We start from the raw sequence: 17,669 nt of genomic DNA, 5'->3' as shown, positions 1-17,669 counted from the left end.
CATTTATAAAATTATGAACTTCAGGAAATCTATGATTTTGGCGCTGACTATAATTCCATCACTGTTATTTGCCCAGAATGAACCCGGCAGAACATATGTATTTAACCGGAGCCCATTAAATACAGCGGCATACGTACAACTTCCATTGGGTAGCATCAAAGCTAAAGGATGGTTACTGAAGCAGCTTGAACTGCAAAAAGATGGCGCTACAGGAAATGCGGAGGCACTTTATCCGGAAAAGAATAACCTCGGCGCTGATTCTGACTGGCTGGGCGGCACTGGCGAAAGTTGGGAGCGTGTACCCTATTATGTAAAAGGTCTTGTTGCACTTGCCTACACATTGGGAGATGCCGGCCTGATTGCAAAATCAGAAAAATGGATCAACTGGACTTTGGATCACCAACGGCCTGATGGTTCTTTCGGTCCGGTTAAAATGAACGAATGGTGGCCAAGAATGCCAATGATGTATGCCATACAAAGCTATTATGAAGCTACAGGCGATAAACGTGTGATTGGCTTTTTCACAAAGTATTTCAAATATCAGCTGGACAACCTGGATAAAAAACCTTTATATGAATGGGGCAAATCCAGAACTGCAGACAATATAGAAATCGTATTGTGGTTGTATAACCGGACCGGAGAAAAATCACTCTTACAACTGGCAGAAAAATTAAAATTACAAGCCTACCCCTGGGCAGCTATTTTTACCGGCAATCAATTTTACCATTATGGAGATGATTTCCATACCAAACACAGTGTGAATGTGGGACAGGCGCTTAAGTTCCCTGTCCTGTATTCACAACTGAACAACACTGCGTTTTACCGGGATGCGAGTCAGAAAGGAATTGACCATCTGATGAGAGACCATGGGCAGTCAACCGGAATTGCCTCAGGCACCGAGTTTCTTGCCGGGAAGAGTTCTTTTCAGGGAACTGAAACCTGTACGGTAGTGGAATGGATGCAAAGCCTGGAAACCGCAGCAAGGATCATCCATGATGTTAAATCCGGAGACCGACTTGAAAAAATTGCTTTTAATACCTTACCTGCGCAGTTTAGCAGAGACATCAAGTCCCATTTATATTATACACAACCAAATCAGGTACTGTGCAAACATGGCAATTCGGGTTTTGATGAAGATTATGACAATGGCTTACTTTTAAGTCCATACTCAGGAATGGGTTGCTGCAGGTATAATATGCATATGGGATGGCCTTATTTTGTTAAAAACAGTTGGGCAGCTACTCCGGACAAAGGTCTGGCAGTAGTTGCTTATGCTCCCGTTGAGGTCAATGCTTTTGTGGGGGATGGCATTCCTGTGAAACTGCAAGTGATGACCAATTATCCATTCGAAGAAGAGATCCGGATTAAGGTGATGTTAGAAAAGACAGTTGCCTTTCCTATAAAGCTGCGCATTCCGGAATGGTGCAAAAGCCCTCAGGTTTCTGTTAACGGCAAAACATTATCAGGTGTTAAAACCGGGCAGATTTATTCCATTAACAGGGTATGGAGTAGCAATGACGAGGTTTTCATCCGCTTTCCTATGGAGGTAAAACTCAGCAATCAGGTCAACAATTCGGTAACAATAGAGCGTGGGCCAATTGTATACGGACTTAAGATGGACGCCAGGTACAGCATCAGCAAAAAGCATCCCGTTAGTGGCTTTTTCGACTATGAAGTTTCTTCTTCTTCCCCCTGGAATTATGGATTGGTTTTAAATGGCAGGGATCTCAGTGAAACGATTAAAGTTCAACGTAGTGCCATGCCGGAAAACCCGTTTATACAAGCCAGCACCCCTGTAAAGTTAAGTGTAACCGCAAAAAAAATACCTGTCTGGACTATGGCTTATAACAAGATGCACGCACTTGAAGTACCGCGAAGTCCGGTAGCTTCATCAGAACAGACAGAGGAAATTATACTTACGCCATTCGGATCAGAAAATATCAGAATCAGTAATTTCCCGGTAATTGGAATACCGGAAAATACAGGAAAAACATTTAAGGAAGATTTCAGTCGGGCAACACTTAAAGACTGGCTATTATATGGTGGCAGCTGGTTTATTAAAGATGGGTCCATCCATTCGGCATCTAATAAAGGTTCCTGGGGACATGGCATACATGGATCTAAAGCCATTGCAGCCAATACGTTTTTTGAGGACCTGAGTTATGAGGCAACCGTGCAGCTGAACACGAAAGGTGATGCAGGGTTGATGTTTAGGGTGACGAATCATGTGATCGGAGCTGAGGCCTATAATGGTTACTATTTGGGTATCAATGCAGATTCTGGTCAGATCCAATTGGGCAAATCGTCAAAACAGAAATGGGTGGTGCTGGCCATAGCGAAACAAAAACTGGAAATTGGTAAAGCTTATCAGATTAAGATAGTGGCTAAAGGTGCAGAAATCAAAGTGTATTTCAATAACGAAGTAAAACCGATATTTTCTGTTACTGATGAGGAGTTTAGAAGTGGGGCGATTGGTGTAAGGGCTTACGATGCGCTGGCAAGTATTGATAATTTACAGGTCGAAGCACTCAAATAAGTAGCAGGCCTATAACTTCTTCTGCATATAGGAGTGGTAGGCCTGACCTAAATTTTTATATGTATTTTTCAACAAGCAGACGAATTTACTCCAAAGAAATTAAACTCACAATTCATCGCTTTTTTCAATAAATTATATTTAAGATTGCTTGGCAATGATCTATAATAACTTAGCAACATCAACTATGAATAAGTCTTTTCAGAAACAAATTAGATTTACCGGAACCGTAGAATTATCGGCTGATGTGGCACGTTCTGTCGCAAACGGCAGACTCATGTCCAGATCTAAAAGAGTCTGGTCTTCAACAGCTAAAGAAAACAAGTTTAAAGGAATGGCTGAAAATCTGGAGATTGTCCAACCTTTAATCATTCCCGGGTATAAAATTCGAGGGTAAAACGTTATTTTTAGAAATGAACGTTACCGCCTTTGTCACCTTTATTGTGGTGACCCTTCTGGTTGCATTGATTTCCTGGATTAAAACCCGAAGGCATAAGATAACCACTTCTGCCGGACTCTTTCTGGCGAACCGTAAACTTAGCTTTACGGCAGTCGGCACGGCCTTATTTTTTACCAATATCAGTGCAGCAGAATTTGTAGGCAACAGTGAATCGGTATACCTCAACAACATGACCGTAATGGCCTGGGGTGTAAGCTCTGTATTTGCCATGCTTATTGTATCTGAATTTGTGATTCCGGTTTATTTGAAGGGAGCCATGTCTACCACCCCTGATTTCCTGGAGAACAGATATGACCCTCAAACAAAAAAACTGGTATCCCTTGTTTTCCTGATCGGATACATGGTTAACCTGCTGCCGATTGTACTGTACACTGGTGCGGTTGCCTTAAATGGTTTGTTTCATTTTTCAGACATCTGGGATATCAGCTATGGCAGCAGCATCTGGATCATGGTTTGGTGCATTGGCCTTATCGGTAGTTTGTATTCCATACTTGGTGGGCTAAAAGCGATTGTGATCTCAGATCTTGTACTGGGCATTTGTATGTTCAGCGGAGCCTTATTACTAGCCTATTTCGGACTAAGACATGTTGGCAACGGCGATTTCCAACAGGGTATTCATACCATCCTTTCTTCAAAAACAGAACATTTCAATTCCATAGGAACAGCAAATGATGCCGTTCCCTTTTCTACCATTTTTACGGGCATGATCTTAATGAACCTGTTCTACTGGGGCACGGAACAAGTGATCGTACAGCAAGCCCTGGCTTCTTCCAATCTGGAAGCCAGTCAGAAGGGCATCGCGCTTGCCTGTGCGGGAAAACTGCTCGGTCCTTTACTTTTTATCTTGCCGGGTATCATTGCCGTTCATATGTACAGCAGTATGGAAAATACGACTGAAGTGTTTTCCAGGGTGGTAAGCGATGTATCTCCACCTGTACTGAGTGGCTTTATTGCTGCCGTAATTTTCGGTGCAGCAATTACCTCCTACTCTCCGGGACTGAACAGTGCAAGCACACTGTTTATCCTCAACCTTTATAAGCCATTTAAAGAAAAAAGGGGCATTCCTGTTACCGAAAAGAACCTGCTCAAAACTTCCAAGCGGTTTGAAATGTTTGCCTCTTTACTGGCAATGTTCATTGCCCCGCTGTTCCTTTTTTCCAGCGACAGCTTTTATACTTTTATGCAAAAGATCAATGCAGCATTCAGCATCCCTATCTTTACCATCATGTTTGTTGGTTTTGTAACCAAAAAAGTCCCGCCGATTGCGGCAAAAATAGGTTTGGCATTTTGCCTTACCGGCTATATACTCACGCAAATGGTTTTTGATACCGGCATCCATTTTCTGCATGTACTGGCCATTCTTTTTGTGCTTACTTCGGCCATTATGCTGGTGATTGGAAAGCTATATCCTATGGAAAGAGCTTACATCGCACAGAATAAACCAGTTGTTGACCTGAAGCCCTGGAAAAACAGGCATTGGGTAAATGGCCTGCTCCTGCTGATCATGATCCTGTTGTTCCTGCTGTTTTCTCCTCTTTACCTTTCCTCAGCCGGATAATTACTTGGTGGTATCTTGCCAGCTATCTGTGCGAAATGGTGATGCAGGGAGCGCCGCACCATTGACCAGATTGCAGACCGGATTATTGCCCCATGCATACCTGACCGCAACCGGATTGGTCACTTCAGTACTGCTGACCACAATCTGATTTCCTTTGATCTCGGCTTTAGCCCAGTGAAATTTCTGATCTGAACCGGCAATGGCAAAGCCTTTCAATTCTGCGCCATCACTGGTTTTTAAACCTTCGGCTGCTGTAAAATTTAATTTCACAGTTCCTGATTCTATTTTAGCCGATTGGTACACAGGGCCAGTATAAGGAACATTGACACCATAGGTTTTTGCGAGTGCGATTAATGCCAGTCTTTTACCGATATCCTGTTTATTTTTTGGATGGATATCTGCCCCATCTCCAATATCAATGGACACCGCCATTCCGGTATTTGGAAGAGAAAGTGTTTGACGTTGTGCATCTCTTAGTTCCGCCCATGCAGAAGCGACGGGTACTGCATCAACCTGCATAAAGTTAGCCAGTTGTACAAAATAGAAAGGAAAATCTCCAACTCCCCATTGTTTTCTCCAGTCTTTGATCATCGCAGGAAACAACGTACGATATTGATAAGCCCGGTCAACATTACTTTCTCCCTGATACCAGATGGCTCCTTTTATCGGGAATTGCAAAAATGGATGGATCATGGCATTGTATAATACGGTAGTTCGGTTGGGACCGGTATTTGATGCAGGTGCAGGGGCAATATCTTTGAGGTTTAGCCCCACTTTATATTGCCAGTCTCCATCCAGGGAAATACGCGAACCGCCTTCAGAAACAAGGGAAATCACCTCCTTATTTCCATAAATCCCACCGCCACCAGCACCATCAAAGACCCTGACTACCAGTGCAAATGTTCCGGCCTTTACTTTATTTGCCGGAATGGTGTAACTACGGGGTTTGTTGTAGCCCTCCGTTTCCCCTATTTTTTCGCCATCTAAAAACGTGATGTCATTATCATCAATTGTTCCCAGGTTGATGGTCAATTCTTTACCCTCCCATGCCTGGGGAATCGTAATGTTTTTTCTAAACCAAACCACTCCATCAAATCCAGGCATTCCCGCTTGTTCCCATTCGCTTGGCAATGACATCGTTTTCCAGGAGGAAACATCCAGTGAGCTGGCAATCCATGCTGGTTTACTGCCGATCATTCCTGCGTCTTTTTCGAGTACTATTTTTTGCCAGCTGGCCAATTGCTGTTCATAGCTTGTGCCGGTTTTATCCTTTCCTTCATTTTCAATTTTGTTTACTGCCTCGACAAAATCGGGTATGGTCTTAAGCGTAGCTGCACTGGTCCATGCTTCGGCAATCGTACCACCCCAGGAGGTATGGATTAATCCAATCGGCACTTTGGTTTTATTGTAAATCTCTCTGGCAAAGAAATAAGCCACAGCCGAAAATTCAGGAACAAATTGAGGGATACAAAGCTTCCATCCGGAATTGGCGACCCTGGCATCATCCAAAGGAGTATTACTGGTTACATGATCTACCTGTAACAACCTGATTTCAGGATATTTGGCATCCGCGATTTCCTGCTCATAATTGTTGATCTTTCCCCATCCTGCCAAAGGCATTTCCATATTGGACTGGCCGGAGCAAACCCATACTTCCCCAATCAAAATATTCATCAGGATCAGTGGCTCTCCATCGGAGATCGTCATCGCATAAGGCCCTCCATAAGATGGAGTGCTTACCAGAATCTTCCAGTTCCCAAGCTCATCTGCTTTTGAAGTATACCGTGCCCGGCTCCAGGTTGTACTGATCGTGATCGTTTTTCCTGGATCAGCTTTACCCCAAACCGCAGCTTTGGTTTTCTGTTGAAAAACCATGTAATCACTAAACACAGCCGGCAGCTTTACTTTTGCCTGAGCAAAGCCGCTGATACAAAGCATTACTATTATTGATAAAAGCTTCTTTTTAATTTCTCTGTTAAGCATCATGTTTAGGATTGGTTTACGAATGTTTGGTTAATTTACAGCTTCAATTTTTAAAATCACACTAGTTCTCGCTGAATTTACATCGGGATTAAATCCTATTTTCATGAGGAAGTCGCCAGTGTAGGTTGTTTCCCCTTTTATACTGGATTTTGTACCAGGATAAAGATTGATTTCATTGATCTTATATTTTTTTACAGGGTCTAGTCCTTTTAACAAAATAGGTGAACTGCTATTTGCCCCATATCTGTAATTGACAAGGTAGTTGAAGACAACACCGGAGGATTTGTTTTCATCCAGGTAAAGCATGGAAGCAACACTCGATTCGGTTGGGTTGGACAAGCGGTACTGATTTCCCTGCCAGATGATGCCTTTGAGTGCATCATAGTTTTTTATCGCATCCTGGCAATATTTGAGTTCATCACCACTGAGTTTACTCACGACAATATCAAAGCCTAATTTACCCATCATCGCGACGTCTGTACGGAATTTAATCGGTTGTTTACCCCAATCGGTAACGTGGTTTGAAGTGGCTATAGCCGGATAGAAATAGGAATACTCCCATTGCATAAAGATACGCTCCAGGGGATCGGTATTGTCGCTGGGCCAGAATTCAGTGAAATATTGTAGTGCAGCATAATCCACCCTGCCACCCCCACCCGAGCAAAGCATCATCGGTACTTTAGGATATTTTGCTCTGATCCGTTCCAATACCTTATACAATCCTTTTACATATTCTATATAAAAATGATTCTGGTTTTTAATCGTTGCAGAGTGTGCGTTATAGATTACGGCATTACAATCCCACTTAATATAGGCCAGATCCGGATTCCTGGTAAACAGTCCTTCTACCACACCATACACAAAGTCCTGTACTTTGGAATTGCTGAGGTCCAATACCAATTGATTTCTGAAATAATGCTCCTCTCTTTTAGGCTGTTTAACGACCCAGTCCGGATGCTTTTCGTACAGTTCGCTTTTAGGGTTCACCATTTCGGGTTCTATCCAGATTCCGAATTTCACCTGGTTGTTTTGTGCCTCTTTCACCAGAGAGGAGATTCCATTAGGCAATTTAGTTTTATTCTCCTGCCAGTCGCCCAATCCGGCAACATCACCATTGCGGGGGTATTTGTTGGCAAACCATCCGTCATCCAGTAAAAACAAATCGACTCCCAGTTTTTTTGTGTCTTTTAACAGACCTGCAAGCTTGCTTTCATTAAAATCAAAATAGGTAGCTTCCCAATTGTTTAAAAGGGTTAGGCGTGTACCCTTTCCATCTAATAATTTATAATTCCTCGCCCATTGCTGCAGGTTTCTGCTGGCAACACCTTTACCACTGGTAGATAAAGTATACAGGAATACCGGGGTTACAAAAGTTTCTTTTGGTTTCAGGCTATAGGTGGAAGCATAGTTGTTGATCCCCGAGATGATCCTCAGGTTATCCTGATAATCGATTTCCAGATCGGTACGAAAGTTACCGCTCCATTCCAGTGAACCAAATAAAACAGTACCTTCATCTTCGGTTGCCGGCTTACCTAATGAAACCATAAACACAGGAGGCTGGAACAAATTAGCCCTTGTGCCCAATTTGCTATCCAAAGTTTTAATGCCATGGGTGAGTTTTGATTCTTCGGCCTGCATCTCTTTGGCCCAATCTCCATGATATTGATTTAACCAATACGCTGTGCTTTTTATATGCAGGTTTGCCGAAGCAAATTTATGTAAGGTCACATCGCCTTTCTCCTGATGCTGAATAGAGGTCCATTGTTCGACCACGTCTTCTTTAAAATAAGTTTTATAAAAGAGTGTGACCGAGAAATCGTACACAGGATCCTTTAGAACGATGCTGAGCAGGAAAACATTAGGATCAATCTGCTTTAAATCATGACTTACATATTTCAGGTCCAGGGAATTATTGCCATCGGCATGGGTCAGGCTCAGTGCAGGTTCGACCAGATTACGGGAACCAGATGAGGTATAAGCTGAATTAAGTACCCCCGTATAATCCGGAGTTTGCTTATATACAGCTGAGACTTGTAAATATTCGCTGTTGTTGGTTAGTTTCTTACCAAAGTAAATCGTTCCAAGATGCTTGTTGGCGTCTGTTTGCAGGACTAAAGCATTATTTTGTGTTTCTATAGGGATAATAACGGATTGTGCTGCTGATGTAAATGAAATGGAGACAGAAGCAACAATTAAGTAAATAGGGAGCAGGGTAATATTCAATCGGGATTTAAACATGATCAATGGTTTTTGTAGCTAATAAATTATTTGGTTATCTTAATCATTGTGGCATCACCGGCTGCGAGCACAAATTCAGCAGTGTTGAGTGATGTAGCGGATTTATGGGTAAAAAGGTCTTTCAACTGATATCCGCTAAAGGTTTTTAAACCGATAGCAGCAGGGCTGATCACAAACTTTTTTTCTTTATCTCCATAATTGAAAATAGCGAGGTAATGTATATTACCTGATTGTTTAACAAAAATTTCGGAGGATTCTTTATCCGCCTCAAGGGGCTGGAATGATTTCCCATCTTTAATTATTGCCAGTAATTCCTGGTTTTGAAACAATTCACCTGCACGCACGCTCCATTGTCCTTTAGCCGAAAAATCATCACCTGTAATAAAACTTCCCGTAACAACTGCAGAAAGCGTTCTCGCCTTATTCGCTCCTATATTTTCCGTTCCAAGAACCACATGGTCTGCATCCATATAATCATACAAATGGGTTTGCCACCAGCCATAAGTAAGGCTATTGAGGGTATATTTTGTGTCTCTTATAGATTTGAAAGCATCACAGGCGATTCTTCTCACATGAATGTATCTGCCTGAGGCCATGGTTGGAGAAATCGCCGCATAGACCAGCATTTTATTGTCCAGTTGCTTGAGCAAAAAGGTCATTCCGGTATCATATGCCTGCATTCCTGTGGTAATTTTTGGATCATAAAAATGATCTGATTCTATTGCAGCATGTCCAAGGAAATCAATTTTGATCATTTCATAGCCGCATTCCTTTAACTTGCCGATCACCAATGCAATCCTTTGCTGCGTGCCGGGATGCGTAGGATCTAAAGCTCTTGCCCCATCAATATCGTGGTAACCAGAACCTACTTTGGTCCAGAGCTCAGAAAATTTGTAGTTCCCTCCTTCCGCTCTTCTGTCGCCTCCTGATTTAAAGCCCCAGTCGGTAAAAGGTGCCCAGTAAATACCCGGTTTTAGTCCCCGCTTTTTTACATAATCTGCAAACTCTTTTAGCTTTGAATAGTCTCCTTCCAGGCCTCCTTTCAGCATATTGTCCCAAAAGGAATCCAGGTCAATGTATAAGGTGCCTTCACTTCTGAATTTCTCTAAGCTGTCTGCAAAGAAATCAGTCACCTTTACCACTTTATCAAAGGAAATTTTCTCCTGCATCACGCCCCAGCTGTTCCATCCCAAAGGAGTTGGATGTTTCCATTTAAACACAATTGGAGGCTCTGCAATTCTGTTTGCTGCTGCATAGGCATTCATGCCCTTTCTCCAATCGTCGAATAAGCCATAAAAAACCTTTGGAGAGGTAACCACATGGCCTGTCAGGATCCCATGAGCAATGGTATCTCTGGTAATGCTTTTTTCCGTAAAACCAGCTTGTACCCTGATAAAGGTATTGCCAATACTATCAACACCTGTAACCGCACCTGTTTTCCAAACCCTATGGTTTACTGATCCGGAAATCACACCTTTGAACGAACTGTTGTCGTAAATGGCAGCAACCTCCGAACTGATCTGTTGCTCATTTTTTGACAAGGACTTTGAATTATAGCTGATAAAGGTGTCATTATCAAAAGGAACAAACACGCTTCTGAGCGCTTTAGCACCATTCAAAATAGGAAGAAGGCCTTGAACAGGGGTCATTTCATTGCTGCTGACATCCGCACCTGAAACTTCGATCTCCACGAAAAAATAAGGTAGCTGATCATAAGTGTAAAATATTTGCCTCATGTCTGGTTTTCCGGGACTGCTCAGGTTAATTGTGTGTCTGGTCCCTTTTCCAAATTGATCTGAAATCTGGATACTGGTATAGTTCCTTGTTAAATAATCTTTTGAACTATACACCGTGCCATTTTCTTTAAGGGTTGAAAAGCCATTTTTCAGGAATTCATCGGAATTCAGATCAGCATTAAAAGTTCCCGACTTCAGGTCATAGCTGATCTTCCCGGACTTCCCAAACTTAAACGTAAGGGCATTGGCCTGGCTCAGAAAGAAGAGCAGGAAGAACAAACATGAAAGTATTTTATTTTTCATTGGAATATAATTGTTTTTTATCGGTGATGAAGCGATCATGCGCATATTCATTGTTGTTTGTAAGCGGTATGCTTATGATGGTTTTATCATCTTGTGTTTTCAATTGTGTGTGTCGAAAATTTTATATCATTAAAGGCGCTGAGATACGATCTCTTTCAGCTCGCCATTCAATTTTACCTTAACCTTTTTTGCCATAGGCGAAGCAATACGATAACTGAGAATTTTGCCGTCTTTCCAATTCATGTCTATGGTAAAATTACCTCTGGCTTTAAAGCCTTTAATGTTTCCGTATTTTTTCCAGGCATCTGGTAATGCAGGCAACAGCTCAATAAAACCATCATGGCTTTGCAAAAGCATTTCGGCAATGCCGGCAGTAGCACCAAAATTACCATCAATCTGGAAAGGAGGTCCGGCCGACAGGATATTGGGATACACGCCCCCACCTGCACCATAATTGATATCGGTTCTTAAGGTTGGTTTTAGGATCTCTTTTAGCAGTTTGAAAGCGCGGTTCCCGTCCTGTAATCTGGCCCAGAACAACAGTTTATAAGCGATCGTCCAGCTAGGACCATCATCTCCCCTGACTTCCAGTGTTTTCTTTGCTGCGGCGGCGAGTTCAGGTGTAGAAAACGGGCTGATCAGCGATGCAGGATATAAACCATATAAATGAGAAATATGCCTGTGTTGCAGATCCGTTTCTTTATAATCCTCCAGCCATTCCTGGATGCGCCCATCTTTGCTGATCACAGCTGCGGGCGGCACAGATTTTAAAGTTTCCTGTAATTCTGCGCTGAATGTAACATCAGTATTTAACAGTTTTGAGGCTTTGATCACGTTTCCAAACAGCTCTCTTACAATTTGGTTGTCTATCGTTGGCCCCATAGAAATGCTTGCCGTTTTCCCATTAGGGAGATAAAAGGAATTCTCGGGAGATACTGAAGGTGAAGTAACCAGCCATCCGGATTTTGGATCTTTGATCTGCGCGCTTTTGTAAAACTCGGCAGAGCCCTTTAGTATTGGATAGATGCTCTTCAGGTATTTTAAGTCCTGGCTAAACTCATAATGCTCCCATAAGTTATTACACAACCATCCGGATCCGGCATTGGAAGCGCCCCATGAAGCACTTTCCCCAGGTTCTGTAAAGCCCCAGACGTTGGTGATCACATGAGCAATCCAGCCATTTGCATTGTAATAGGCTTTGGCCGTTTTCTGCCCTGGTTTTACCAGTCCCCTTACCAATTCTGCCAAAGGCAGGTTCAGCTCAGAAAGATTGGCCACTTCCACAGGCCAGTGGTTCATCTGTACATTTACGTCAAGGTGGTAATCACCATTCCATGGTGTATTGATTTCTTTGGCCCATAAGCCCTGAAGATTAGGAGGAAGTAAGCCTACCCTTGTACTGCTGATGCTTAAATATCTCCCAAACTGAAAGAACAAAGAGGCAAGAGAAGGATCTGCCTCAAAATTTTTATAGAAGCCATCTAACCTGACATTGGTAGGCAGTTTTGCAGATGCGCCCTCCCCAAGGTCAATGCTCAGTCTTTTAAATAGCTTAGCATAGTTTGCCATATGCGTACTTTTCTGCAATTCATATGGCTTTTTAAGGGCAGCTGCCAATACTTGTTTTGTTTTCTCTTTAAAAGGAAAATTTCTGAAATTTGTTGCCGCAGCCACATAAATGGTCACTTCTGTAGCGTCTTTGATGGTCAGCGAATTTTGATCCGTAGTAAGTGCTCCCCCCTTCAGTCTGGCACTAACCCTGGCCATGTATTGCATGCCTTTCCCATCAGTTCCATTATCCAGTTGCCCGGACATCTGCAATTCATTCCCTTCTGTTTGTACAGCATATCTCTCGGGTCTGTTCAGCAGGATCCTGAGGTTCAGCTGGCCAGGCTGATCGGCGGTTAAGCGGATCACACTGACATCATCATCAAAACTGGTAAAGTAGGTTCTTTTATAATTTACCCCATTTACAGTAAAGCTGCAATTGGCCATAGCCTGCTCCAAAGACAATTCCCGATGGTACTGTTTGGCTTCAGGCTGAGCTGTGCTGCCCCCTTTATAGGTAAATTCCAGTTCCAAAGCGCCAAGTGTTTGGTACTTACCCCATTGCGGACCGCCGGAACCAGGGCCTTTACAAACAAAATCACGGTTGACCAGATCCTGAGCTTCGTCATTTTTCCCTTCGAGAATGAGCTGTCTGATCTTAGGTAAACTTTTATAAGCCTCATAATTGTTGGCATCCTGCGGGCTGCCAGACCATAGGGTGATGTCGTTAAGTACTATTTTTTCTTTGACTACTCCACCATCGGGAGTCATCCCCAAACGCCCGTTTCCTAAGGGAAGAGTTTCCTCCCACTGCGCAGCTGGTTGATGATAAAATAGTTTTAAGTTTTTGTTCTGGCCAAAACTGAATAAAGCAGCAGCGATACATGCAGTTGTGAGCAGGCATTGTTTGTTTAGGATCATTGTTTCAAGTTGTGTGTGTGGTTCAATACTGGTCACCTGCCGGTTCGTTAAAAAAACCGACAGGTGATCAGGTAACAATTATAAGGCATATAACCTTAAACTTCTTATTTTCATGTAATGATCTGTATTAAAGGACAAAACCATTCCTACAGAAACAACCATGGTTTCCTTTAATTCAAATTCAAAGCGGTTATTTTTAACCGCAGTGCTCCCCAGTGCTGTTCCCAGCTGATCAACATTTGGAATTCCTGTTCCAGCAGCTGCTACGATATAGGCAGGCGGATTACCATCATAATTATTATCTGATAATTCGCTTGCAAATGAGTATTTACCAGGAGGCAAAGTAATGGTTTGATAAATTTTCCCGTTGTTAATGGCATTTGATCCCCATCCGGCTTCAATATTTATGATCCCGTCATTATCACTGGCATATCCACCCATACCATTATGGTTCTTCATGGCGCTGTTGGTTACCCAGTCGGCCAGGTCTCCCCATCTGTTATTGTCGTACGCGGATCTCTTAAAAGGCACCATATAGTTTTTTAAATATATCGTACTTACTTCTCCTTTTAAAGAAAGCGTTTCGTAGTTCGAGTAGAACTTATCTATGCTCAGGGGGTCGGGTTTATTAATGATCCTGTACTCGATCGGATTGCCTTTGAATTTAGGGAGTGTTACGATCTGGTCTTTTAACTGCGCTACCACTACTGTATCATGAGTGGTATTGTCTGTATGTTTATAGCGGATCTGCATTCCAACTGTACCACTTGCGGCAGAAATATCCTGGAACCTGAGCCTCGCTTCCCCCTGGGCATTAAATTCTGTACTTAAAATTGCCCTGCTGTTTAATGCCGAACGGTAACGTTCTCCGTATACATTCCCCACCACATTCATAGGCACAGAAATATGTCCTTCAGAGTCATAAGTACGGACCTCAAAGCTCAGCGGTCCTTCCTCAAGGTTACTGATGATGTAATTTATGCTATCCTTTCCTCCGGTACGTTTCACCGGCACATCGACAGAATCAAGCTTACTATTCCAGAATACCCTGAACCTGACTACTTTCGGATCCGGATTTAAGGCTCCGGAAACCTTAACCCTGCCATTTCCGGAAAGGATCCTTAAAGAATCGATTTTAGCCGGATAAACCACTTCACCATTCTCAGTGAATTTTTCAAAGTCATCCTGTTTCTGGCATGCTGCGATCATCAAGACAAGCCCCAGTATTCCGATGGTCTTATTTATATTTTTCATATTTTCTAAGCTAAAATCAATTAATATACCCCCCAGATGGATACCTGAGCAATTTCCATAAAATAGCTACTTCTCCAGTTTTTCAGATTTCTGATCCTTAAATACTTGAATTTAGCCGCATCTTCAGGAAAATCAAATGACCAGCCTGCTTTACCATAAGCTTCATCTGCTCCGGTGTCTGTACCCACTGGTGATCCGGAAGGTTTCATCACGGTACTGGTCATCAGTTTGGTCCAGCTTGCCCAGCTTCCATCCTGAGCCGGAGTATTAGATCCCCAGACTTCAAAATCCCTTAGATTTCCTTTATCATAATAACCCGATTCTCTTCTCGGATAGATCACAATCCGGCTCAGCTTTGCTTCCTTGCCTATACTAAAGCTCACCGTTTGTGGGCTACCAGCACTTTCCTGAGTATACATGCATGGCCATTGCCCGTTGTCGGTTCTTTTGTCCCATATCATGTTCAATGTAGTATTGTACATATATTCGGCATCCCCAGGTAACCTTAGTTCCTGAAAAAGATCTTTGTTCAGGAGGTTCTCTTCCAGGGGCGTGAGGTCGATCAGTAAGGTATCAGAACGGTTCAGCCACCTGTCGCGCACATAAAAAGCAAATTTGCCCCGCTTTGGTTTTAATCCTCTGATGCTTGCACTGATGACGGAATCCCTGGTATACACATTGTCCAGATTTGCCCAGTCTCCATTACCTAAAGAATCCAGTAAGGGAACAATCGCTACCGTTGCTTTGAACTTATTAATGGCATTTACCCGAACTCCACCAAATGTGGCACTGGCTTTTAATTCATTAAAAATCAATCTGAACGGAGCAATTAAAGGGTTAACACTTACCGTAACAGGTTCAGAAGCTTTTTCGCTTTTGTTTACTGCATATAATTTGATTTCATGGGGGCTGGTATCTGCAAATCCATCTACAATCAGGTTATTGGTATAACCTGATGCCAGTACTTCTCTTTGCTGCCCGTTGGCTATACTATAAACCGCTTTGATATAAAGCAGGTCTTTATTATTTGGCAGATTATAGCTGATTTTTGCCTGGCCATTTCCGTTTTCCACCTTCACATTACTGACCGGATCAGGAGCATTCGGGTTGTTTTCCAAAATCCCATTGAGCTCCGCCTTATTACAGGAGAGCAGTACAAACAGCGTACAAAAAATAGGGAATATGATATATTTATTTCTTTTCATGTTAAAATCGATTTGAGGTTTATCCTGTTTTTAATTACCATCCCGGGTTCTGAACGAGGTTTGGATTGACCAATAGGTTATTCTCTCTGATCGGCCATAAGTAATCTCTTGGCGCGATAAAACGCTGGGGATAGATATTTATGAGCCTGTAAAACAATTCCGGATGGTCTTTATCCTGATCCCTGTCCCAGCCCGTAATATTTTTATTCAGTTCCTGTGCGGCTAGTTTCCAGCGGCGAAGGTCCCAGAATCTGCTGCCTTCGAATGACATTTCAATATTACGTTCTCTGCGGATGATGGCTTGTAAGCCCGGCTGATTTAATGGTTTAGAAGGATTGTTTGAATACTTGCTCCAGGAATTGACCACGCCTTCCAGCCCGGCACGTTCCCTCACTTTATCCAGGTAAGTATACACTTCCTGCGAAGGTCCTTCAGCTTCATTTAAAGCCTCAGCATACATTAAGTAAAGGTCTGCAAGCCTGATCATCGGAAAAGGGTACTCCTCTATGTGGTTGCTGTTTCCTTCTTTAAAGGCAAACTTCCAGTTGACCAGTTTTTTGGGATAATAGGTGGTTACGGTAATGGATAAACCACTTCCATACTGCCCCAGTTTAAGCTGTGCAGAAAAAGCATTGTCATCAGATCTGTTGCTTTCCATGAACCACTTGCCACCGTCAAAACCAAGGTCTGCATAGAACCGTGGTTCCCTGTCGAAATTTATTCTTGCGGTCTGGTAATTTTCAATGATGTAATAGCGTTCGCTATTTGTTCCTGTTCGGAGTTGTGCTTTGTTAGAGAAATCCAGTGTATGGTCTTCATCAATCGGAACACCATTTTTAGTATAAAACTGCTCTACAATTTTCATTGGTGGGGCCAGAGTTCCGTGTACACTGTTGTTCCCGGAAAAAGAAGGATCTATATGTGCCATAGAAGAATACTGCAGCTGCCAGGTTCTGGAATTAGGATTTCCCCAAATGATCTCAGAATTCCACTTCTCCGTCACTGCATTTCTGATGCTCATTTCCCTAATGGTTGTGCCGGAAAGCGGGAAAGTAGTACCAGGAAAAGTATATAATTTAATTCCTGCTCCTTCAGCAGCAGCTATAGCCTCTTTAGCCGCATTTGCAGCCTTTTTCCATTTATCCGTACTTCCTGTTTGGTTAAACAGGACCTGGCCATCAGGATTTTTAAAATTAACATAATCCTTATTCCCGTTAAATAATGGGCTTGCTGCATACAGCAATACTTTAGCTTTAATGCTCAAAGCAATTGGCCTGGTAATATGACCAAGGTCCGTTGCCGGGATCATCACATTGTTTGGTAACTTTCCAGCAGCCTGATCCAGTAATTTCACGATGTAATTCACCACAGAATCCACCGGCTGGCGTTTTACCTTGGTTTGTTCGATTGGAGTATTTACGGGAAGGCTCACATCAATTACAGGGATTGGCCCATAATGCCTGAAAAGAAGGAAGTGATAATAAGCCTTTAAAAATTCAACTTCACCAAGCCAGCGGTTGCGTTCATCATTACTCATGTCACGTACTTTGCTCAGGTCGCTTACATTTTCGAGGAAAGTATTACAATCGCGGATGGCATTGAACATTCCTCCATCCCAATAATTTACCAAAGGGTTCACTACGCTCTGGTTTCCCCTCGCCATTGCCCAGTTTTCAGCATTGATACTTCTGGAGGGAAAGTCCAGCCAAAATTCATCACCGCCCATATAGGCTATATTTTGTGTCGGCTCTCCATCGTTTGGCAGATAAGAATAACAGGTTGCCAGGTACTTAATGGCTTCATTGCGCATGGTAAAAGCATTGTCCAGCGTGGGTACATTGTCTGGAACTACATCAAGGAAGCTCTTTTTACAGGCATTCAGGCTAAATAACAACACTAAAACCGGTAGGATATATATTTTCGTTTTCAT

At 42.7% G+C, this 17,669-nt stretch carries 10 protein-coding genes; 3 read left to right on the top strand and 7 right to left on the bottom strand.

From position 1 onward, the window contains the following. Nucleotides 1-13: 13 nt before the first annotated feature. The 3 genes from BUC20_RS13085 to BUC20_RS13075 all read left to right on the top strand — a co-directional run bounded on the left by BUC20_RS13085 (nucleotide 14) and on the right by BUC20_RS13075 (nucleotide 4,551). Nucleotides 14-2,536, top strand: a complete 2,523-nt coding sequence (locus BUC20_RS13085; RefSeq protein ID WP_073231453.1) for a beta-L-arabinofuranosidase domain-containing protein — start codon at nucleotides 14-16, stop codon at nucleotides 2,534-2,536. 184 nt (nucleotides 2,537-2,720) lie between these two features. Then, entirely contained in the window at nucleotides 2,721-2,930 is a 210-nt protein-coding gene (locus BUC20_RS13080) for a hypothetical protein (RefSeq protein WP_143166781.1), read from the top strand. Nucleotides 2,931-2,946: 16 nt separating this feature from the next. After that, nucleotides 2,947-4,551: a solute:sodium symporter family transporter gene (locus BUC20_RS13075; protein WP_073231451.1), complete on the top strand. Its 1,605-nt coding sequence runs from the start codon at nucleotides 2,947-2,949 to the stop codon at nucleotides 4,549-4,551. On the opposite strand, the gene BUC20_RS13070 is transcribed toward BUC20_RS13075, so the two are convergent. The 7 genes from BUC20_RS13070 to BUC20_RS13040 form a co-directional block, all read right to left on the bottom strand. Continuing rightward, entirely contained in the window at nucleotides 4,552-6,537 is a 1,986-nt protein-coding gene (locus tag BUC20_RS13070) for a sialate O-acetylesterase (protein WP_234994517.1), read from the bottom strand. 27 nt (nucleotides 6,538-6,564) lie between these two features. Continuing rightward, complete coding sequence (locus BUC20_RS13065) at nucleotides 6,565-8,772, bottom strand: alpha-galactosidase (RefSeq protein ID WP_073231450.1); 2,208 nt, start codon at nucleotides 8,770-8,772, stop codon at nucleotides 6,565-6,567. Nucleotides 8,773-8,798: 26 nt separating this feature from the next. After that, complete coding sequence (locus tag BUC20_RS13060) at nucleotides 8,799-10,811, bottom strand: alpha-galactosidase (protein WP_143166780.1); 2,013 nt, start codon at nucleotides 10,809-10,811, stop codon at nucleotides 8,799-8,801. A 129-nt stretch (nucleotides 10,812-10,940) separates the two neighbouring features. Continuing rightward, nucleotides 10,941-13,280: a glycoside hydrolase family 95 protein gene (locus BUC20_RS13055; RefSeq protein WP_073231820.1), complete on the bottom strand. Its 2,340-nt coding sequence runs from the start codon at nucleotides 13,278-13,280 to the stop codon at nucleotides 10,941-10,943. Nucleotides 13,281-13,358: 78 nt separating this feature from the next. After that, nucleotides 13,359-14,534 (bottom strand): DUF4998 domain-containing protein, encoded by a 1,176-nt coding sequence (locus BUC20_RS13050; RefSeq protein ID WP_073231449.1) that lies wholly within the window; start codon nucleotides 14,532-14,534, stop codon nucleotides 13,359-13,361. A 20-nt stretch (nucleotides 14,535-14,554) separates the two neighbouring features. After that, nucleotides 14,555-15,739 carry a DUF5000 domain-containing lipoprotein gene (locus BUC20_RS13045; protein WP_073231448.1) on the bottom strand — a complete coding sequence of 395 codons (1,185 nt, stop codon included), beginning with the start codon at nucleotides 15,737-15,739 and terminating at the stop codon, nucleotides 14,555-14,557. A 34-nt stretch (nucleotides 15,740-15,773) separates the two neighbouring features. After that, complete coding sequence (locus BUC20_RS13040) at nucleotides 15,774-17,669, bottom strand: RagB/SusD family nutrient uptake outer membrane protein (protein ID WP_073231447.1); 1,896 nt, start codon at nucleotides 17,667-17,669, stop codon at nucleotides 15,774-15,776.

This window comes from Pedobacter caeni (assembly GCF_900129215.1).
GTDB lineage: Bacteria > Bacteroidota > Bacteroidia > Sphingobacteriales > Sphingobacteriaceae > Pedobacter > Pedobacter caeni.
This window is presented reverse-complemented; position numbering and strand designations above follow the sequence as displayed.